Raw genomic sequence first — 20912 nt, 5'->3', positions numbered from 1 at the left:
GAATAGCTTACAATCTAAAAGCTTTTGTGACACTTGTCACTTGTACGGAAATATTGATTTTTTGAGGTACTCAATTGATTGGGAATGTGGAATATAGTAACGTGCTGATTGCTAAGGAGCCTTAAACCAAAAGGCTTTGAGCAATCTACACTCTGATTGCGTATTTGACTACAGCCATACAAATAAAATTTCTTACTTAACTGCTTGACAGTAATTGGATCGGTATGAGATAGTTCTATACATGAGATAAGTGTCACAGATTACGACACTTATTTGCTGGAAAAACACAATTAAAAACTGCCCACTCAATCATGTAAGCAAATCCCCTGGTAGATTCTTGTTCACAAAGGTGACACCTTTCTTTTTAGCAATTGAACGGTTGACACATTTGTAATTTTTAACTGAGAGTCTAGCACTGGTGTCGCATAAGGTTACGTAACTATGCCCAGAGAAACTAGCGAAGCGAATGAAGTTGACAGAATTGTGACTCGGCTGCTGGTAATTCTTCTTACTTGTTGGCATGAGACTGGATTTGGTCACATAGAAGTCAAAAGCGAACGAATTAAGGGTGGTCAAATTGCGGTGACTATCATGGGTTCTACCCACTATCGATATGTCATCAATAACGAGGATTTACAGAATTGCATCAATAACGAGGATTTACAGAATTGGTTGATGGAGGAGAAGAAATCGAATTACGCTACAAGTGAATACCAAATCTCAACACAATTGAATAAACATCACCAAACAACTGAATAATTAGATATTCTTCTCAAAAATCAGTAAAGTGTAGGTATATAGGACTTACGCAAAAACTCTCTGAAACTCTTGTTCCTTTGCGTCCTTCTCCCAGGGGGAGACGCACTCGCGTTTGCGGTTCGTTTTTTGATGATTTTGCGTAAGTCCTGGTATAGTTGTGACGACTAACCAATAGCAAGACAAAGAAAATACAGTCAAAAATGTGCAACCCCTAGCCATGATAAATGTGATTTTTACAAGGCAGGAAAAGTTTATCAAACTTTTCCTGCCTTATGTTTTAAGGGTTGATTGATAGAAAAAGTTAGCAAATTTTTGGAGAGCAGAAGTATGAAAACTCAACAAGAAAACGAAAACAACTTTTTATTTCGGTTAGCTTCAAGATTTTTAAAATACCTGCTACTGTTTTTATTTGGCTTGGCGATTACCTTTGTTATTTCTAGTATTGTGGGATTAGGCGGTGTGACTCAAATGCTGTTACCTGTGATTGCTGACTTGTTGGCAAAATTGGCTACTATTCTAATATGTTTGTTTGCCGCCGCCATAATTATTGAGTCTTTACTAAAAAAATAAATCGATCGGCATCTCATAGACAGCTAAAGTTGTACAAGCGAGTCTGAAAAATGGCGATCGCACTTTACCAAACAACAGTTTTGTTTGTATTCTTTAGTTGAAAGCAGTAACTCCCGGAATTTCAAGGACAAAATCTGCCCCATATACAGATGCAGGAGTCTGGAATCCTATCTTAACTTCGCCTTTAATTAGCCGTTTGATAACTGCTACAGCCGTTAATGCCGTAAAATCGTATGCTTCCGGCCCTAAGAGCTTTGCAGTTACTTGTTGACCAGTTTCATCCTCAGCAAAACCAATTACTCTAACTTGACCCTTCGCTCGTTCTGCTGCCGTTGGCCCAGTCGGTAGAGTTTTAATTAGACTTGCTAAAGCACTTTGGAATAAAGAGGAGTTGAATAACCATCCCAAATACTGGCTCGACTCCATAAGGAAGCGTACAGGATTAGGAAATACGGTATAAACCTCGATATTGGGAATACCCGTAGTCTGGAACGCAGTGATGATATCAGCACGCCAAGGGTTTGTTACTGCTGTCACCGGCCCATAACCAAAATCAATTTTACGTCTTTTCAATGCTGGTCGAGATGGGATGAGCTTACCTGCTTCTCGAACTACCCCGATATGATGTAAAGTTGGCAGTACAGTATTTGCCGTTCCCTGAGATACACCGCCCACTGTTTCATAGACTAAAATCAGTCGTGTTGCCATCGCTAACTTATCTTTGAGGTAAGCAGCTACACAATCAGTAGGGACAACCCCAAATCCCACACCAGCCAGAAGCATTATCCCTGCACTTTTAGCCTCAGTATCTCGTGTCTGTAGCGCCTGAAATTCAGGTACTTCGCCAGCTATATCTAAATAGTGAGTTTTAGTTTTGAGGCAGGCATCGACAAGTGGCTTTGAGGTTTTACAGAAAGGCCCAGAGCAGTTGATGACAGCAATTATATCGTCAAGAGAGCGAGCGATCGCCTGCGGATCATCTAAGCCAAAAACCCGAAAGTCCAAACTTAATTCATTGGCTACTGCTGCCAGTAAACTTTGATTACGTCCAGCCAAAATTAACTCCAGTCCGTTATTTTTAGCTGATGTAGCAATTAGTTTTCCAGCATAGCCAGTTGCACCGTACAATAACACCTTTGATGTCATTATTATCACCAGCTATGAATTGTTCAAAATCTGCTGCCATAACTTGACATCAGGTGGGTCAACCAAAAATCGTCCTGCTTTTTCCCCCAAACCTTTAATATAAGGCTGCTCTAGGTGTTGAGATAAAATGTCCTGGCTGACCCAATTTTCATGTAATAGAAACAAAGATGGATCTTCAACAGATTGATGTAAGTCGTAATTAATACAACCTTCTTCTTTGATAGTGAGAGCTATTACAGCTTGAAATTCCTGCTTAAATTCGTTCTCCAAACCTGGCTTTACTTTTAGTCGAGCAGTGACAGTTACTTGCTGATTTGACATTATTCCTCTCTTTTGGGAAACTAACTTAAGTATTGATGCTATTAATAATTTGCGAAGGCTTGAGGTAATTGTAAGGTATAGGACGAGTTTGATTTCTGATATCTATCTGCCGTTCTATTTGATGCAAATTCTGTTGGAATTGCACCACAATTTCCTGAGCCAATGGATCAGCAAACTCCTCATCATAAAAACCTAATTTGTCATAATGGAAAGATGTTAAAATCTCAGTCCACATTACCTGATCGGCAGCTTGTTTAAAAGGGGGAAGTATCTTCATGATAGTTTCCAAGTCCACACCCTTAGTTTCTGGAATTGGATGATAAGCAGCATAGGGCATATTGGGTACAAAAGCCATATATTCGTACTGAGAAAAATTCAAAGCAGAATGTAGAGGAGCGCAAGTGAAGACTACTACACTAATGATTTCAATCAGTTGTTCTAGAGTCTCAATCCTGGCTGGCATTCCCTTGACTCTACCACCATCTTGGGCGACTAATTCCCTAGCCCAATTTTGCAATTCATAGTCATCACTGAGATCCTGTGAAGTTTTATAATAGAGTTGCAAGTATTCAGCCACAAACTTGTCGATGGCATTCCAGATTAATATGCCATCATCTCGGAAAGGAAAGTGCGGTAAAATTGCTGGGTCATCTGTTTGACGACTTTTTATTAACCGAGGGAAGGTAAACTTTTCTACACTCCATTCTTCATAAGTCTTCGCCACAAATCCAACAGACTCCGCCAATGAACCTGCCATAAACTCATCAACCGGGCCTCCGGGCTGTAAAAACTGAGTGCGTCCCAAATCGTTATCAAATAGCATGAAACGGAAGTGGGGTTTTAACAGTAAAGCGATGGGATGGTTTTCTGCTAATTGCCGCGCAGTTACAATTGCAAACGGAGCCATAACTGCATGGGTATAGGTAAAATGACTACCCAATTCTTGATGGTTCCCATCAGCAATTTGGACGCAAGTTTTTGCCAAAAACCAATCTAAATGAGGGTCATCTGGTGTATAGATTAGGCTATTTGCGCCGGAGTCATGATTAATCTGGATAGCAACAGGTACTAGAGAACCACCATTATGACTATCATCACTTTGCCAGTAAAATAGAGCTTGCGGCTTGGGAAGGTACTTTTTAACATTATTGTAGACACCACCTTGAATATCAGATAGCAAAGGGTAATCTAAGAAATACAGCTTGCCTTCCTTGAGTGCCTTTTCCAAAGTAAATTCTGAACCTGCAACCTTCTGAAAATGGTAATCAGTTACAGCAAAATTATCAGGTAATACATCAATTTTTTGGATAGCTAATGGGTTTGCTCCAGAAAGTCGTTGTTCAGCAAAACACGAGTCTGTTTTGTAATTCTTTATGACATCGGGTTTTGGTAGTAGTGATAAAAGGTCTTCATATTCTTCCAACTCATCTAGCGGGTCTAAGAAGTTTCTGGCTTTAGCAGCCAACATATTTGGTGCTAGAGTTGCCATACTTGCCAAGCGTTTAGCAGTATATTCTGCTGAAAATATTTCCTTGTGAGGCACTTTATCAATTACTGGCAAAGGAGCTAGATAATCATAATTAAAATTGTACTCTTCTCGATTTTTATCCAGCCAACTTGTTCGATAGTTACTATTTGGATCATTCTGCGGTAAGTATGGTTTCATAATTATCTCCAATTCAAATTTTTATGATTTGCTCGTAAATGATTAACGTCAATTCGATACTTACATGGTTTTCAGATATTCAATCAAGGCTTTTTTTTCCTCACCAGATAAATCAGTTCCATAAATATGCCCCTGATTGGAATTAGCAGCTACGGTTGTATCGTATTTAAAACCTACAGCCTTGGCTTCATCTCCCTCAGTAATAAAGCCAACTTTTTTCGGGTCGTAGACATCATATCCCCGATAGAAAACTTGAGGACGCTTTTCGGGTTTTTCTAACAAATCTTGTAGAGATGGGACTGAACCATTATGTAAATATGGCGATCTTAACCACAAACCATCTAGGGAAACAGATACATACCCATTGGTTTTGCGTAAGTTTTTAAAGTCCCAAGGGTAGCCATCACCAAAATGATTGTAAGTATCTGCTCCTTCCTGCGTCCACATATCTAACCGATGCCGGTCAGTTCCCACTTCTTCCACAGGAATGACAGTACCTGTTCTTTCTCCACCAAAAGCGTGACAAGATGCACAAGTATTAGCAAAAATTTGACTTCCTTTTACAGCCACTTGCTCATCAATAGCAAATGGATATTTGGGAGGTGGTAATTCTTGAATAAAATCTTCTACCCGTTGTAAGTCAGCTACAGGAAGTGATTTCTTGGTAGCACCATCACCAATTGCTCCAGTTTGAACAGTTTCTGTTAATGAAGTTTCTAACCCATCCCAATGTAGAGCAAACCCTTTGTGCATCTTTTGATTCCAAAGAGGCATCATATCAGAGTTGCCAATAGTGTTATCTTTGGGCAACTTTAAAGTATTGAATTTAACTGGATTAAAAGGGTCAATTCGACCAGACCCCCAGTTAGGACGGGAATCTGTCCAACTATAATCTTCTTTTTGTTGCAGCAGCGCTTTCTTAGTTTGAGGAATTAGCAGATAGCGATAAAGTAGGTTTTCTAACCAGGAAAGCCGATAACTATATTTGATTTCATCAAGGATATAATCTGCTGTAAATCTGGGGTCACCAGCAGTTGCACTCAAAAATCGTAAATAGCCTTGTGAATCAAACTTATTCGCAGGGGCTGCGGCCACAATTGTCGGTTTATCTTTCTCTGTTTTTCTATAGGTGGCGGTATGGCAAACAGCGCAAGTTATACCGACGCGAGGGAAGCCAATGGTTTTTTTCGTAAACCCAACTGGCATTTCTTTACCCTCTTCCCATGTTATTCCCAAGGAAGTGTAACCACCTGGGCGTGGTAACTTATCAGGGAATATTCGCGGTAGTACCATCCAAATCCAATAGGGAACACCTTGTGCTTCTTCTGTGCCAATAGAACCATATTTAAAATGTTCTTCAGGCGACTCATAATATGTGGGAACCTCTCGAAGAAGGTTGTACCATCCCACATACCCAACTACACCAACTAAAAGGATCACAACTAAGACAATGCTTGTGATTACCCTACCTATTTTATCTTTGAGTATTGTCATGGCACTCTCTTGCTCCTTTACAGAAGAATCTGTTTGCCCGGATTTCTCACAAAGATTTAAACCACTAGCCCAAAACCCTTATGCCACTTAGACTTGAGATCAAATACCTCGTTCACATACTGTTGTGATTTGTGCAGTGTCTAAAATGCTCACAATCTAAGCAGGGTAAAGCTTTGGTCATAGCGATGCCGAACGTGAGTGCGTCTCCAAGAGTTGGCAGCAAGCGGGAGCAAAACTTGTGAGAAATCCGAGTTTGTAGTGCAGGCAATATACCCACACTATACTAGTGGTTTATCGCATTAGTTATGATGAGTCAACAAGTTCGTAGTAAGGACTTTAGTCCTGGATTTTTAAGCACCCTTTGTGCATACTAAGAACTCATCAAAATTCATCAGACATACTACTAGGGATAAAATTAGGAGAATTGCTTCACTGGAGTTGCAGCAATTGCATTTTGGTCGCGCATTGCTAGTGTCAGAAAAATTACTTCCGCTAATCCAAAAAACAGGTCTACAAAGGCAATGGATAAAAATCCTTTATCTTGACCAAAGAAAAGCACTGCACAAATAAAAAATGTTGATCCAAAAGCTCTTGAAGGAAATATTGATATCCATGCTGTTGCCTGATATCGGTATGGGTCAATTGCTCCAGGGATATAAAATGCACTAATAATAAATAACAGCATTCCCGCAGTACGAACCCAGATAATGGGCATAGGTATATGCATATGAAGTAACGTTAGCATTAGCTCTGGAAAGAAGCAAGAAGGAATGACAAAAAACATATTAGCGATAATACCAAGCCAAGTAACGCGACTAAACCATTTAGCGTAAGTATTCATTTTTTCTCCTTTTAAAGTTTCTTCATGTACTCAACTAGCGCATCTTTATCTTCTGTCGAAAGATCAGTGCCGTATAAGTGGCCACTGTTACTATTTCCAGGTTTTGTTGTATCGAATTTAAAGTATTTTTTCCCGTTTTCTTCACCTAGATCAGATACAAAGCCAACTTTTGTTCTGTTGATCACGTCGTAGCCACGATAAAACTCTTTTGGTCTATTTTCTGGTGTTTCTAGCAAATCCCGTAAGGTGGGGACTGAACCATTGTGCAAATAAGGGCCGCGTAACCAAACACCATCAAGGGGCATGTTGGCATAGCCATTCGTCTTGCGGAAATTCTTAAACCGCCACGGATAGCCTGCATACAGAGTATTTTGGTTAGACATCGTTTCGTAGGTATATGAGTCGAGACGATGAGGGTCTGTACCAATTTCTTGAATTGGTACAACTTTGCCTGTATACGCACCGCCAAAAGCGTGACAGCTAGCGCAATTACTTTCAAAAAGTGGTTTGCCTGTGGCTGCTAAAGTTTCGTTAACTTCGTAGGGATATTTTGGTGGTGGTAGTTCCCAAAGCCAATCGGCAACTCGCTGAATCCGAGGCAAATCAATCGTGGTAGGTGTGACTCCAGCCCCTAAAGCTGCACTCTTATTACGTTCATCAACAGACTTATTATTCCCATCCCAATGCAACTGCAATCCCTCGCGGGGTTTTTGATTCCAAATTGAGGGAAAATCAGAAGTACCAATCAGTTCATCCTTACGTAATTTATCCATTGGGAAATGGAATTGAATTGCTTTATAAGGATTAAAAGTATCTACTCTTCCTGGGCCCCAATCTGGTTGTTTTTCAACAAACTTAAGTCGATATGCCTGATTAATGAGCGCATCTCTAGTTTGGGGAATTGCAATATAGCGATAAAGTAATTGTTCAATGGGATTAAGACCACCACTGATTTCTTCAATTTCTGGCAACATCCGGTTAGCAGTAAAGCGCTCATCCACACCAACTGCTGATAAGAATTTGATATATCCCTGTAAATTAAGTACATTAGCAGGCATTGCTGTAATCACTTGATGTTCGCTATTGGGGGTATCTCGCAGCGTTCCTGTATGACATACAGCACAATTCAACCCAATACGATCAATAAATACTCTCCGTTGCGAAAAACCTACAGGGAAATCTTTGTCAGGTTCTTTGATAAATCCCAAGGATGTATAACCTTTACCAGGTAATTTATCTGGGAATAGTTCTGGTAAAACTTTCCAAATCCAGTAAGGGATGCCATTGATGGGTTCGCTGCCAATGGAACCATATTTAAAGTGGTTTTCAATGTCAGCATAATCCACTGGGGAGTTAAAAAAAACAGGCCAAATAAAAAATGCTGCTACTGCTACAACACTCACAATCACGACCCAAATCCGCCGGAAGAATCCCTTAATTGAGGTTGAAAGTACGGTAGGGTTTGTTTGTTCACTCATGAAACACTCCCCATATTGTCGAGATTATTTGTCAGCGAAATTGTCAATGTGATACCCATCGCTTTTTTATTTAGATGAATTTGCAAACTGAGTCGGATGAAAGACTGACATTACTTCTTCCATCATCTCTTCATAGCTATTAAAGCGATCCTGCTCGTAACAACCTAAAGGATTCTCAGTTACATTCAGTAGGCATTTATTGCAATAAGTACAGGGGTGATCTGCCAGGTCTTTACCTGCTTGAAAAGATTTAACTAAGTCATTATTAGCAATTAAGGTACGAGCCATTGTGACACCATCACAATACTTATCATTAATTGCCTGACGAATATAAGAAGCCTGTTGCAAACCACCAGTACATAATACGGGAATATTAACGTGCTTTTTAATTTCTCTGGCATCCAGCAAGTTTCTGCCTTGGTTTTCTTCCAGTAATTGCTTGATTTTGGGGTCTTTTACGTCATCACCGCTAAATGCCTGAGGAGGTAATTGTTTTTTCACTCGATTCCACAAAAGATTGAAAACGGGATGCAAAAATGAATTGCGAAATAAAATGTAGTTGCGTGTGGTTTCTACGCCACTCGACAACATGGTGTCATAAGTTCTAGTAATGACATCAAAGTTAAAATCACCAATGGGATTAAGTGGGTGAGGAAATAAGCTACCAGCTGATACATGAACGCCATCAGCCCCAGCTTCTTCTGCCCATTTAGAAACTTGGATGGAATCTTCTATGGTATTACCTGGTTTTTCCCAAAAGGTGACGGCGTTGTTATAGTCAACGGCACTAATTTTGAATTGTAGGTGAAAGTCGTTGCCTACTTCTTTGCGAATTGCTCTAATGACATCTAGTAAAAACCGCGCTCGATTCTCTAATGAACCACCATATTCATCTTGACGGTCGTTAATTCCAGAACTGAGAAATTGATTAAAAAGATATCCATTAGCACTATGCAATTCTATTCCATCCAAACCTGCTTCCCGGACACGTCTAGCACCATCGGCAAAGTATTGGATTGTTTCTTTAATTTCTGCCAGTGTCATCGCTTGACACAGAAACCCGTGGAATGGCTCAGTTGTGCTAGTAGAACTTAAGGCTTTTTTTCCTAAGTTTTCTACACCTCCAATATCTTGTTGTCGCCCAGAATGACTTAATTGCAAGATAAATTTACAGTCATATTCATGGACTTTTTCTCCTACTTTTCGCCAAAAAGGAACGGTTTCATCAGAGTGAATCGTGGCGTAATTGGGCATAATTATGCCCCGGATGGCGACTGGGACAAAGGAAGTAATAATAGCCCCTACACCACCACGAGCAAACTTTTCTTCCCAGTTGATTCGGGCTTGGGTACCTGAACCATCATAGTTATCCCACCTGCCGGAAATACTAGAGCGAAATATCCGATTTTTTACTGTGAGATTACGAAATCTTAATGGTTCAAAGATAATATCGTTTTCCATGTGTTTCTCTGCTTTTTGGTTATTTCGGCAATAAGATTAGGCGTCAGAATTCTTCGTAGCACTAATAGCCTCGCCAGAGAACTATTATTTTTAGTGTCTCTGGGAGGGCAATTTTTTATGTGTACAAACCCACGGTGCAGGTTTTCGGATGCGATCGCTAGGTATTAATTTTTTGTTACTTAGTACAGATGCAGCATTAATTCGTGGTGAATTGAGAGTTGAAATTTAAACGCATAGGCGCAACTCTTGGAGACGCACTCGCGTTCGCCTTCCCGCAGGGTAGGGGCGCAAAGGGAAGCGCAAAGGAACGCAAAGAGAATTCGCTACGAATTTATGAAATATTGTACTTAGATTTGCTTACCACGTTTCAGCATGGATATTTATCCTTATTGGTTTTTACAGTTATATAAAGACTTTTGCAGTTTGTAAAGCTACGGTATTTACAGACAAATTCTTAAAAAAAGTGAAAATTTTTGTCTTTTTGTTTCTTTTTTAAGGTTAAAACAACCTGAAAAGAAGCACGTAACAATTTGTTACAAACAATCACCAGGCACGTAGGTAACGGATTAACCATAGCAAATTGGTTATTGAGCACCACTGTAAATTTACAATTTTTTAAAGTTTTGGGTTAAAAATGTATAAAAGTTTATTGATGACATTTTGCAAATTTGTGTAGTAAGTTCATGATAACGAGCCTCAGCAAGGTACATTTTAAATCATCAAAATATCCCAAGACTAAATCTGGAAAATGGGAAATTAGTGATGAAGCATTAGTGTACCTCTGCAAATTTGAGGTGCAGTCCAGAAGGCTTAGGTGTTACAAACAAAGAGTTTTATGAAAAAGACAAGTCTAATTTTTAGGGGCTGTCTGCTCCTTCTGTTCGTGACTATGTTTATAGTCTGCGGCTTTTATGGAACGCCTACAGCTCTAGCTGATGAGTATAGTGAAACACCTGCGTCCATAAGTACTAAGTACTCGGACACTAGTGTAAGCGAATACCCTGATAACTGTGATGGCATCGGTTATCTCCCACTCCCAGAGTACACAAAGGAGAATTTGACAGATGCCGAGAAACGGGGTCGTTGTACCTGGTACTTATGGACTGGCGGTAACGCTAAGTACTATCGTGATTTAGCGAAGCGAACGCATGGCAGTGCTGACCTGCTAAAACTGATTGACTCAAAAGATCATGACGAGCGATTCAAGCTATATGGCGCAATTAACGATCCTGGATGTGAAAAATCTACAGAAAAAGATCAATACGGATTGCAGCTAGATAAATGTAAAGACCCGCTCTCAACTGGTGTTATTGGGTTGCGTAAGTTTCCCAACCCCAACTTCGACCAGGCAAAATGGAACTCTAACGAGTATTTCAAAACCTCACAAGTTGAGCCTCCCTACTTGATTGGTCAGTCCTGTGCTATCTGTCACGTAGCGTTAGATCCTCTTAACCCACCCAAAGACAAGGAACACCCAAAATGGGAAAACCTCGTACCAGCATTGGGTAATCAGTACATCAAAGAAAGCGAATTCTTTGGAAGAAGTATCGCGGACAATAGTTTTGTTAAGCAAGTACTGAAATCTCAGAAACCGGGGACTTCTGATACTTCGCGGATTGCCACTGATCACATCAACAATCCGAATGCGATTAACGCTATTTTTAATTTAGGCGATCGCCCCACATATCCAGAGGTAATGAACAATGGTTCAACCAAAGATGTTAATCATATTCTCAAGGATGGAGCAGACTCCACAGGAGTGGCAAATGCCTCATTACGCGTCTATGTCAACATTGGGATGTGTGGCGATTACTGGACAAGTCTCCATGAGCCTTTATTAGGCAGAACTCCTCAAAGACCTTTTGATATCGCCAAGGCGCGGAAGGATTGCGAAGACTGGAGACAGACAGAAGCACGCATGGCTGATGCCGAATCATTCCTGAAAACCATCAAGCCGATGCACCTTAAAGATGCACCAGGTGGTGAAGAGTTCTTGACTAAAGACGAAGAAGTTCTCAAACGTGGCAAGCTGGTTTTTGCCAGCACCTGTGCTAGTTGCCATTCCAGCAAAAAGCCACCTACTGAGATTGCTGCTGACCCCGAACAGGCTCAAAAATGGTACGAAGAGTCTGTACTTAGTAGTAATTTTTTAGACCATAACTTCTTGTCTGATGACCAACGTTATCCAGTCACACTAATTGGTACGAATGCGGCGCGATCGCTGGGAACAAATGCGACTAAGGGGCATATTTGGGATCAGTTCTCGTCCAAGACCTACAAAGAACTACCATCACCAGGAAATCTGACGCTGTATAACCCCTTCGATGAGAAAAAACCCATCGAATTTAAGATACCGGATGGCGGTTTAGGATATTATCGTACACCTTCGCTAATAAGTATTTGGGCAACAGCACCACTTTTTCACAACAACACACTAGGACTTTACAACGAAGATCCTTCCGTGAAAGGACGTGTAGAAGCCTATACGGATGCGATCGAAAAGCTATTGTGGCCTGAAAAGCGTGAGGGAATTATCAGTAGAACATCTCGAGATACTAAATTAGAGCTTCCTTCAGGAGATCCGAATCCCAGATTTAGGATTCCTGTTCCTAAAGGTACACCTGTGAATTTACTGGCAAGTATCAATATGAGAGAAGCGATTACATCTCTGAATCTGAGTACCCTTTTCCAAGACTTAAAACCAGGTGGTGGAATTAAGAATAAGTTGGCACGTGTGCTTTTAAGAGCTAATAAGTCTCCTGACTTCGTTGAAGATGAGGGGCATTATTTTGGCTCAAATCTGCCAGATGAAGACAAGAAAGCCCTAATTGAGTTCGTGAAAACTTTCTAAGACTAATATGCTGGGGTTGATAATATTTGACCCCAGTAGATCCTCTCATAGCAGAAGAGTAAGACAAAGAGTCTTAGGAACAAATGCGGCAGTTCCCTTGGAAATTTCGCGCTGGCAATAACTCAATACAGTTCAGTTAAGGCTAAAACTCTTTGCCAAAGTCAATTTTTTAACGAACCGCCATCGCGTAGCGTCTCCCCCTGGGAGAAGGACGCCAAGGACGCAAAGAAAGAGAAGAAAGAGAACAAAGAAATGCTTAACTGAACTGTATTGGGCAATAACTGTGATTGTTAAGTAGTGTGGAGAGTGCTTGTTGTTGTGTAGTCAGTGATTTAGTTATAGTTAATTAGGGCTTTTTAATTATTCTAAGCATAAAATAAGTAAGGTTCAAGAGCGTTAGGTTACTAATGGCTAATAACTAATGATTTATAAGACATCTCTGAAAAAATGGAGAAATAGAACTGCTACGTTTATACAAGGGTTTTAGATAGCACGTATTTAATTTCTGGAAATGTCTATTTGTTTTCAATTTGTTAAGAGAGGATAAATTATGCAGAGTAATCGCAAGCAAACGGCTCTTATTACTGGTGCATCTGGCGGCATCGGTTATGAATTCGCTAAGTTATTTGCTCAGGATGGTTACAATCTTGTGTTGGTAGCTAGAAGCGTAGAAAAGCTGAATAAAATCGCCGATGAATTTAAAAATAAATTTGGCATTGATATCAAAGTTATTTCCAAGGATTTATCTAATCCATCAGCCCCAGAAGAAATTTTGACTGAGCTAGAACAAGCATCTATCAATGTTGATGTGCTGATTAATAATGCAGGGTTTGCTACCTACGGATTATTTAACGAAATAGACCTGAATGCTGAACTGCAATTGCTACAGGTTAATGTTTTATGTCTCACACATTTAACCAAGTTATTCCTCAAGGGTATGGTTAAGCGGGGGTCTGGGAAAATATTAAACGTGGCTTCGACTGCTGCTTTTCAACCAGGGCCTCTGATGGCAGTATACTACGCTAGTAAAGCCTATGTTTTATCGTTCACAGAAGCGATCGCTAATGAATTAGAAGGTACAGGTGTCTCAGTAACAGCGCTTTGTCCAGGGCCTACAGAATCTGGTTTTCAACAAAGAGCCGCAATGGAAGACTCAAAGCTGGTAAGCGGTCAAAAAATTATGACTGCGGAAACAGTAGCCGAAATTGGCTATCGCGGTCTATTGGAAAACAAAACCGTTGTTGTTCCTGGAATTAAAAATAAGCTACTCGCTGAATCTGTAAGATTTACCCCCAGAAAGCTAGTGACTAAACTAGTCAGAAATATGCAGGAAACCAAATAAGTTGTAGTGGTCTGTCAAAGCAATTTTGACGGATAGTAAGTAGAGCGACGCAAATAAAGCTAACTGGCTAGGGCTGTCATTTGTCCTTTGTCCTTTGTCATTCATAAGGGTTTAAAGTGTATTTACGTTTCTTAATATAGTTTGATTTATTTTTGCCGACTTACTTAGAAGTGTATATTTACTAACCCATGAGCTATGCCAGCAAAGCGATATATTGTCTCCCTAACGAACGACGAACGCCAAACTCTAGAACAACTAACCTGGGGAAGCGTGATAATTTTGGATGAGAAAATTTCCTAATTCGGCTACTGTTGGATGGTGAAAAAGTGTACTGAGAGGTATATTAATGTGAAATTTATGATTGATTTTTGAGATTAATTGTAGTGCTAAAAATGAGTGTCCGCCTAATGCAAAAAAGTTGTCATAAATGCTGATTTGCTGAAGTTGAAATAATTCCGTCCAAGTTGCGATTAATAGTTCTTCTACTTGGTTACGAGGCGGGGTAAAAGTTTGTGTTAATTCTGGTTGCGTACCTTCAGGAATAGGTAGCACCTGACGATCCACTTTACCATTTGCTGTGAGGGGGAAAGATGCTAACAACACAAAAGTAGAGGGGATCATGTATGCTGGTAATTTGGTTTGGAGAAAAGAACGTATTTCTTGAGTGGAAATGTTTGGCTCTGGTTGTGGAACAATGTAAGTGATTAGTTGTTGTGTTTTTGAGATTGTTGTAACTACAACTTCTTTAACGGTAGGATGCTGTTTTAATGTTGCTTCAATTTCACCAAGTTCAATGCGATAACCATTGATTTTAACTTGAAAATCTTCTCTTCCTAAAAATTCAATATTCCCGTCGGGTAAATAACGTCCCAAGTCACCTGTTTTATATAATTTTTCTTTGGTAACTGGGTGAATAATGAAACCAGCGTTTGTCTTTTCTTCGTCTTGCCAATAACCTTTTGCTAATCCCATTCCGCCAATATATAATTCTCCTGTCACCCAAACCGGACATTTCTTTAAAGATGTATTTAACACATAAATATATTGATTTTTAAGTGGTTTTCCATAGGGAATACTTTTCCAGTTGGGGTCAACTTGGGTAATTGGATAATAAATTGACCAGATGGAGGCTTCTGTTGCTCCTCCTAAACTAATGATTTCGGCTTGTGGAGATAATGCTTGGATCTGAGTGGGTAAATGCAGGGGTATCCAATCACCACTCAATAAAACTAACCTAAGAATATTAAATATAACTTGAGTATTATTTAAGTTATACTCAATTAACATCTGCATGAAAGCCGGAACTGAGTTCCAAATTGTGACTTGGTGTTTGGTAATTAATTCACTCCAATGAGATGGATCTTTAGTGTTTGCAGCATCAGGAATGACTATTGTTCCTCCTGCTGCTAAGATGCCGAAGATGTCGTAAACTGAGAGGTCAAAACTGAGAGCAGAAATAGCTAAAATGCGATCGCCTGAATTGATCCGAAAGCGTTCGTTAATATCTAAAATCGTGTTGACTGCACTTTCATGAGTAATCATCACACCTTTGGGTGTTCCTGTAGAACCAGAGGTGTAGATGATATAGGCTAAGTCTGTGGGTTTTGGGATTTGCTGGTATGGCTGGTGAGATGGTGCAGTTGGTAATGAATCTATACACAAAGTTGGGATGTTCTCTGGATATTCCAGACTATGAACAAGGCAACTTTCAGTCAGTATGAGCTTGACTTGTGCTTGTTGTAAACAATACCATATACGTTCCTTTGGTAATCCTGGATCGATGGGGACATAGATACCACCAGCAGCAAGGATAGCTAAAGCGGCGACAACCTGTTTCCAACCTTTTTCCATAATGATGGCGATCGCCACCTGAGAACGATCGCCTAGTTGTCGTGCTAATTCAGTGACGCGATCGCTTAACTCTTGATAGGTGAGAATGCGATCGCTGCTAATGACGGCTTGTTGTTGTGGACGTTGAGATACTTGTTCAAAAAACAAAGTGTGGAGTAAAGCTGTTTGCGGGATTGGTGTATGAGGATGATGAATTTGGATTGGTGGTAGTAATTCTATGGGTACTGTCCACAATTCATCTTCTTGGGCTAAACGCTCCAGCAAATTGCAGTAAACTGTAAACATTTCATCCAACATCCCCATAGGGAAGAGTGCTTCTACTGCATCCCAGTTAAAAATTAAGCTTCTATTGTGTTCTGCAACTTGATGTTCTAAGGAAACTTGCGGGGTTTGGCTAATACCATACACCACCTCTCCCAAAAAGTTGTATTCTAAATCTTTCTGAGCAAAAGTACCCAAACCTAAAACACTACTAAATACTATAGGCATAGCTGCGGTCAATTCTGTTTGCTTTTGATTGAGCAATTTCCGCAATACTTCTACTCCACTAATATAAGTATAATCTAAATCTTGGAGTAATTGTTGTTGTATTTTTAGAGCTAGATTTGTAAATGTATTTGGAGATGAATTGTCTATTGCTAAGAGATTTGTATTGGTAAAATCTCCAATAATTTGATTTATTTGAGGATGGAGGGGTAGACGTTCAAGTACAGTTAAATTCAGAGTAAAGTGAGGATTTTTACTCCACAAAGTTAAAATTTCTGCAAAAGCGGTTAGCAAGATGAGAGAAGGAGTTAAACCAGCTTTTTGACCTCGCTGTTTTAATTTTTGCCATATATGGGGTTCCAGTTTTCCAGCATAGCGTTTGAATGTATACTCTTTTAATTCACTAGGAAAACAAGCTAGGGGTAATTCCGGTGCTGGTGGTAGAGTATCTAAACGATTGAACCAATAGGTTTGCGATCGCTTGACTAATTCTGAGTCTTGGAGAGAATTTTTGGTAATCACATAATCTCGAAATGATAATTCTAATGGTGGTAATGATAATTCGGGATTTTGATAAAGTTGATTCCATTCGTGAAATAGAATCCGAATACTTGCAGCATCTATCAGCAACAAATCCATGCTAAGATGCAGCCTAATTTGTTGTTGATTTAAATAAGTGGCTCGAATATCAAACCAAGGCCATTGGTGTGAAGGTAAGTTTTGCTGAGATAATTTTTCACGGATTGCTGTTAACTCAGCTTCGATTTTTTGGGTTTCTAATTCTCGTAAATCTAAGATGGTAATTTGATAATCGGGAACTTTCTCTAAGATTTGTTGCTCTCCTGTGGGTAATACTATCGCCCGTAGCATATCATGACGTTGAATAAGTTTTTGCCAAGCTGCTGCAAGGCGTGATATTTGTAAATCATTAGTTTCAAATTCTATGTAAACATGGTTGCTGACATGGCTTAATTCAAATAATTGATTGCGTCCTAACCAATGTGCTTGTTGGATGTCGGTGAGTGGAAATGGTTGGTGAAGTTGCTGAAGATTTGGTTTGATGATTGGTAGGGAGGTTGTTTTGATGTTGTTGAGATTTAGGAGTTTAATAATTTCTGGTTTATGTTCTTTGAGGGAATCGCGTAGTTCTGGTGTTAATGTTCCTTTTGGTGCTTCGATGTTTAATAGGTCATTTTCTAACCAGAGTTTGATTCCTCGTTTTTCGAGTTCGATTAAAAGTTGGTTTTTGTTCATAAGTTAGTTATCATTCTGATATTTTGCTGAAAAGTTGTTCAATTGATGATTGATGATTTATCTCATTTATTTGTAGGGATGCGCCAATTTTTTAATTGTTATTTATTTCTCAATACGGTTCAGTCAAGTCTGTCAAAGTCAATTTTTTTAACGAACCGCAGAGACACAGAGAACACAGAGAAAAGAGAGAAATGCTTAACTGAACTGTATTGCTTTATTATCAGATTTGGATTGTTTCTTTGTCGTCGTCTTGTTCTGTGGCTAAGGGTTTTTGTGTGATTTTGGCTATGATTAATTGTTCGTCAATGGCTAATGCTAGTTGTTGAATATTTGTGGTTTCCACTAATAATTGGCGCATGGGAATGTTGACTTGAAGTTGAGTTTGTAAGTGATTCTTCAACTGTACGAGTTTGAGCGAATCTATTCCTAATTCAAAGAAATTATTCTGTATTCCCACAGCTTCAATTTGCAGTATTTGTTGGACAAACTCGGCTATTTTTTTTTCGGTTTCAGTTTGCGGAAGTACTAAAATTGCTGATTTGGATGTTGCAAGATTGGGAGTTGGTAAAGCTTTTCGATCTATTTTTCCGTTGTGGGTTAGGGGTAAGGTATCAATGAAAATATATTCAGCAGGTATCATGTATTGTGGAAGTTTATGCTGTATATATTCTCGCAACTGGGTAAAATTCGAGTTGGCAGCTTGAGGATTTTTAACTAATGACCATTGCTGAGAATCACTTGGGTCTATTTTCCCACCAACAAAGCTATAAAGGAGAATTTGATTTGCTTCTAGTTTAAATAAATCCTGAATTTGGGGAAATTCTAAATAACCAAGGGGACAAAGACCAATTTCTTGGGTTGGTGCGCTGTTCATGAGTAATTGTCCGATGTGTCCTGCTTCTAAAAGACAGAAGTCTCTAGCGAGTTCTCCATACATCGGTGCGATCGCACTTAGTTTCCCAATCAAATATATCGCAAAAGCGGATTGTTCAAAAAGTGGTTGATTCTCAAGGTAAACGCTGCTGTCTATTTCGTTGGTGCTGTGGAGTAAGATTAAATTGTGGTCGCTGGGATGATAATAATATATTCCGGCGGGAAGGGTTTCGATGCGGTTGGGTTTGATGAATAAGTAAGTTTGTACGGGATAAAGACTTCCAGCAGAAGGATAGCGATATTTGGGGAGGGGATAATCACCCACTTGCATTTGCTGGAGACAGTTGACAAAGTTGCTAAATTGTTGTATTGATATCTGTTGGTGTAGAAATTGTCTGTAACTTTGGCGTTCTAGATGAAGTGTTTGCTCAAGTTCAGATTTGGGTAAGTGAATAGTAGTTTGCGATGATTCTGATTTGCGGATTCCTGGTTGCTGGAGTTTAAATTCGATGCGTTCTCCAGCATCGCTTAATACTCCTGCTTGTTGAGATGGTTGGTAAGCTTCTCCTAGATTGGGAGTTGGTTTGATGTGGCGATCGCGTAGCGGCTGCTTCGCAGCATCGCTGACAATATAAGCAACTAATTGTTGTGTTTGTTCCACTGTGGTGACTACTGCTTGTTTGACAGTGGGATGCTGTTTTAATATGGCTTCAATTTCACCAAGTTCAATGCGATAACCGTTGATTTTGACTTGAAAATCTTCTCTTCCTAAAAACTCTATATTCCCGTCTGGTAAATAACGTCCCAAGTCACCTGTTTTATATAATTTTTCTTTGGTAACTGGATGAGTAATGAAGCTAGCGTTTGTCTTTTCTGCGTCTTTCCAGTAACCTTTTGCTAAACCGATACCGCCAATATATAGTTGTCCCGTCACCCAAACAGGAGTTTGCTGCAAATTATGATTTAATACATATACTTGTTGATTATCGAGTGGTTTGCCGTAGGGAATACTTTTCCAGTTAGGATCGACTTGGGTAATTGGATAGTAAATTGACCAAATAGAAGCTTCTGTTGCTCCTCCCAAACTCACAACTTGGATATTTGACCACAATGTTTGGATTTGATTTGGTAAATTTAGAGGTAGCCAATCCCCACTCAACAAAGCTAAACGCAGAGATGAAGGTTGTTGTGCTTGGTTGGTAAGATATTCTACCAACATTTGCATCAAAGCTGGAACTGAGTTCCACAGGGTAATTTGCTGAGATACTATTAACTCTAACCAGTGTGCGGGATCTTTGGTTTTATCTGCTGAGGGAATAACTATTGTTCCTCCCGCCGCTAACATACCGAAGATGTCGTAAACTGAGAGATCGAAATTTAATGCTGATAAAGCTAAGATGCGATCGCCTGATTTAATTGCAAAGCGTCGATTGATATCCAAAATGGTATTCACCGCACCCCGATGAGCGATCGCTACCCCTTTGGGTGAACCTGTCGAACCGGAAGTGTAGATGATATAAGCTAAATCATCGGGAGTTTGGACTAGTTTTATATCTTCTCCATCTCCTCTGAGTTGATCCACACATACTTGTTGAACACCTGATGGTAAAGATAGGTGAAGATGAGGTTGAGTGACAATTAATTGAACTTGTCCTTGGGTGAGTAAATACCATTGTCGTTCTGCTGGTAATTCGGGATCAATGGGGAGATAAGCCGCACCAGAGATTAAAATTCCTAGTACAGCGACAATTTGCTCCCAACCTTTTTCCATGACAACGGCGATCGCATTGTTGCTGGTTGCTCCCAATTCTCGCAGTTGAGATGCCAATTGCACAGCGTGTTGGTATAATTCCTGATAAGTTAGGGTACGCTCTGGGGTGATGACTGCTGGAGAATGAGCTTGAATTTGCACTTGCTTGATAAACAAACTGTGCAAAGTTTCCTCAGAAATGGGTGCGGTGGGATAATTTGCAATTGTAGGTTGTTGTAATTCTCCCTGAATCTTGCTCCAAACAGCATCTGAGGTAATTAGTCGCTGAAGCAAATCGCAGTAAGCAGCAAACATCTCATCCAGCAAACCTGCGGGAAAAAGTTCTTCCACCGCATCCCAGTTAAATATTAAAGTTCCATTTTGCTCTCTGAGTTGATTATCTAACCAAACTTGCGGGGTTTGAGTGATACTGTAAACAATCTCCCCTAACTGACTTAATATTGATGTATCCTGACCAAGTGATTCTAAACCCAGCGTACTAGTAAATACCACCGGCATAAATTGGTAACTTTGGCGTTGACGGCTAAGTTCTCGCTGTACCTGCAAACCACTCATATAACCGTGATCTAAATCTTGCCACAGTTGTTGCTGTAATTGTTGAGCGTGGTTGCTAAAGCTTTGAGAAACTGAGCGATCGACTTCCAAAAGTGTCAAAGAGGTAAAGTCTCCGACAATTTCATTGACTTGGGGATGTAAAGGTAAACGCTTAAATAGTGTGAGATTAATCGTAAACTTCGGATTTTTGCTC

At 39.8% G+C, this 20912-nt stretch carries 13 protein-coding genes; 4 read left to right on the top strand and 9 right to left on the bottom strand.

Annotation, left to right across the window (positions count from 1 at the left end; translation table 11 throughout):
- Window positions 1-441: 441 nt before the first annotated feature.
- Together LC605_RS10730 and LC605_RS10725 are read left to right on the top strand one after the other, a co-directional pair.
- Entirely contained in the window at window positions 442-759 is a 318-nt protein-coding gene (locus LC605_RS10730; RefSeq protein WP_229547535.1) for a hypothetical protein, read from the top strand.
- Between the two features lie 327 nt (window positions 760-1086).
- A complete protein-coding gene (locus LC605_RS10725) occupies window positions 1087-1329 on the top strand; it encodes a hypothetical protein (RefSeq protein ID WP_229547534.1) in 243 nt (80 codons plus the stop codon).
- A gap of 93 nt (window positions 1330-1422) precedes the next feature.
- On the opposite strand, the gene LC605_RS10720 is transcribed toward LC605_RS10725, so the two are convergent.
- From LC605_RS10720 to LC605_RS10690, 7 genes are all read right to left on the bottom strand, one after another.
- Window positions 1423-2475, bottom strand: coding sequence for a trans-acting enoyl reductase family protein (locus LC605_RS10720; RefSeq protein ID WP_229547533.1), 1053 nt, complete (start codon window positions 2473-2475; stop codon window positions 1423-1425).
- A gap of 12 nt (window positions 2476-2487) precedes the next feature.
- Window positions 2488-2796 (bottom strand): putative quinol monooxygenase, encoded by a 309-nt coding sequence (locus LC605_RS10715; RefSeq protein WP_229547532.1) that lies wholly within the window; start codon window positions 2794-2796, stop codon window positions 2488-2490.
- Between the two features lie 25 nt (window positions 2797-2821).
- The gene (locus LC605_RS10710; protein ID WP_229547531.1) at window positions 2822-4462 is read right to left on the bottom strand and encodes a lipoxygenase family protein; all 1641 of its coding nucleotides are present in this window, start codon (window positions 4460-4462) and stop codon (window positions 2822-2824) included.
- A 60-nt stretch (window positions 4463-4522) separates the two neighbouring features.
- Window positions 4523-5956: a cytochrome c gene (locus tag LC605_RS10705; RefSeq protein ID WP_229547530.1), complete on the bottom strand. Its 1434-nt coding sequence runs from the start codon at window positions 5954-5956 to the stop codon at window positions 4523-4525.
- 415 nt (window positions 5957-6371) lie between these two features.
- Complete coding sequence (locus LC605_RS10700) at window positions 6372-6797, bottom strand: hypothetical protein (protein ID WP_229547529.1); 426 nt, start codon at window positions 6795-6797, stop codon at window positions 6372-6374.
- Between the two features lie 11 nt (window positions 6798-6808).
- Complete coding sequence (locus LC605_RS10695; protein ID WP_229547528.1) at window positions 6809-8275, bottom strand: cytochrome c; 1467 nt, start codon at window positions 8273-8275, stop codon at window positions 6809-6811.
- A gap of 66 nt (window positions 8276-8341) precedes the next feature.
- Window positions 8342-9736 (bottom strand): NADH:flavin oxidoreductase, encoded by a 1395-nt coding sequence (locus LC605_RS10690; RefSeq protein ID WP_229547527.1) that lies wholly within the window; start codon window positions 9734-9736, stop codon window positions 8342-8344.
- 889 nt (window positions 9737-10625) lie between these two features.
- Between LC605_RS10690 and LC605_RS10685 the strand changes: the two genes are divergently transcribed.
- Together LC605_RS10685 and LC605_RS10680 are read left to right on the top strand one after the other, a co-directional pair.
- Window positions 10626-12587 (top strand): hypothetical protein, encoded by a 1962-nt coding sequence (locus tag LC605_RS10685; protein WP_229547526.1) that lies wholly within the window; start codon window positions 10626-10628, stop codon window positions 12585-12587.
- A gap of 550 nt (window positions 12588-13137) precedes the next feature.
- Complete coding sequence (locus LC605_RS10680) at window positions 13138-13929, top strand: SDR family oxidoreductase (protein ID WP_229547525.1); 792 nt, start codon at window positions 13138-13140, stop codon at window positions 13927-13929.
- A gap of 255 nt (window positions 13930-14184) precedes the next feature.
- On the opposite strand, the gene LC605_RS10675 is transcribed toward LC605_RS10680, so the two are convergent.
- Both LC605_RS10675 and LC605_RS10670 read right to left on the bottom strand, forming a co-directional pair.
- Window positions 14185-17520, bottom strand: coding sequence for a non-ribosomal peptide synthetase (locus tag LC605_RS10675; RefSeq protein ID WP_229547524.1), 3336 nt, complete (start codon window positions 17518-17520; stop codon window positions 14185-14187).
- Window positions 17521-17740: 220 nt separating this feature from the next.
- Window positions 17741-20912: amino acid adenylation domain-containing protein (locus LC605_RS10670; RefSeq protein WP_229547523.1), on the bottom strand; the 3172-nt coding region annotated here is incomplete at its 5' end.

The organism is Nostoc sp. CHAB 5836, from assembly GCF_020829445.1.
In the GTDB taxonomy this organism is placed as follows: Bacteria; Cyanobacteriota; Cyanobacteriia; order Cyanobacteriales; family Nostocaceae; genus Nostoc.
The sequence above is the reverse complement of the archived record's forward strand: the minus strand, read 5'-3'. Positions and strand labels throughout refer to the sequence as shown.

Excerpts from the sequence above, each read along its gene's own strand:
- LC605_RS10715 (WP_229547532.1), bottom strand. The coding sequence starts at position 2,796 with ATGTCAAATCAGCAAGTAACTGTCACTGCTCGACTAAAAGTAAAGCCA.
- LC605_RS10680 (WP_229547525.1), top strand. The coding sequence starts at position 13,138 with ATGCAGAGTAATCGCAAGCAAACGGCTCTTATTACTGGTGCATCTGGC.
- LC605_RS10695 (WP_229547528.1), bottom strand. The coding sequence starts at position 8,275 with ATGAGTGAACAAACAAACCCTACCGTACTTTCAACCTCAATTAAGGGA.
- LC605_RS10725 (WP_229547534.1), top strand. The coding sequence starts at position 1,087 with ATGAAAACTCAACAAGAAAACGAAAACAACTTTTTATTTCGGTTAGCT.
- LC605_RS10690 (WP_229547527.1), bottom strand. The coding sequence starts at position 9,736 with ATGGAAAACGATATTATCTTTGAACCATTAAGATTTCGTAATCTCACA.
- LC605_RS10730 (WP_229547535.1), top strand. The coding sequence starts at position 442 with ATGCCCAGAGAAACTAGCGAAGCGAATGAAGTTGACAGAATTGTGACT.
- LC605_RS10675 (WP_229547524.1), bottom strand. The coding sequence starts at position 17,520 with ATGAACAAAAACCAACTTTTAATCGAACTCGAAAAACGAGGAATCAAA.
- LC605_RS10720 (WP_229547533.1), bottom strand. The coding sequence starts at position 2,475 with ATGACATCAAAGGTGTTATTGTACGGTGCAACTGGCTATGCTGGAAAA.
- LC605_RS10710 (WP_229547531.1), bottom strand. The coding sequence starts at position 4,462 with ATGAAACCATACTTACCGCAGAATGATCCAAATAGTAACTATCGAACA.
- LC605_RS10685 (WP_229547526.1), top strand. The coding sequence starts at position 10,626 with ATGTTTATAGTCTGCGGCTTTTATGGAACGCCTACAGCTCTAGCTGAT.
- LC605_RS10705 (WP_229547530.1), bottom strand. The coding sequence starts at position 5,956 with ATGACAATACTCAAAGATAAAATAGGTAGGGTAATCACAAGCATTGTC.
- LC605_RS10700 (WP_229547529.1), bottom strand. The coding sequence starts at position 6,797 with ATGAATACTTACGCTAAATGGTTTAGTCGCGTTACTTGGCTTGGTATT.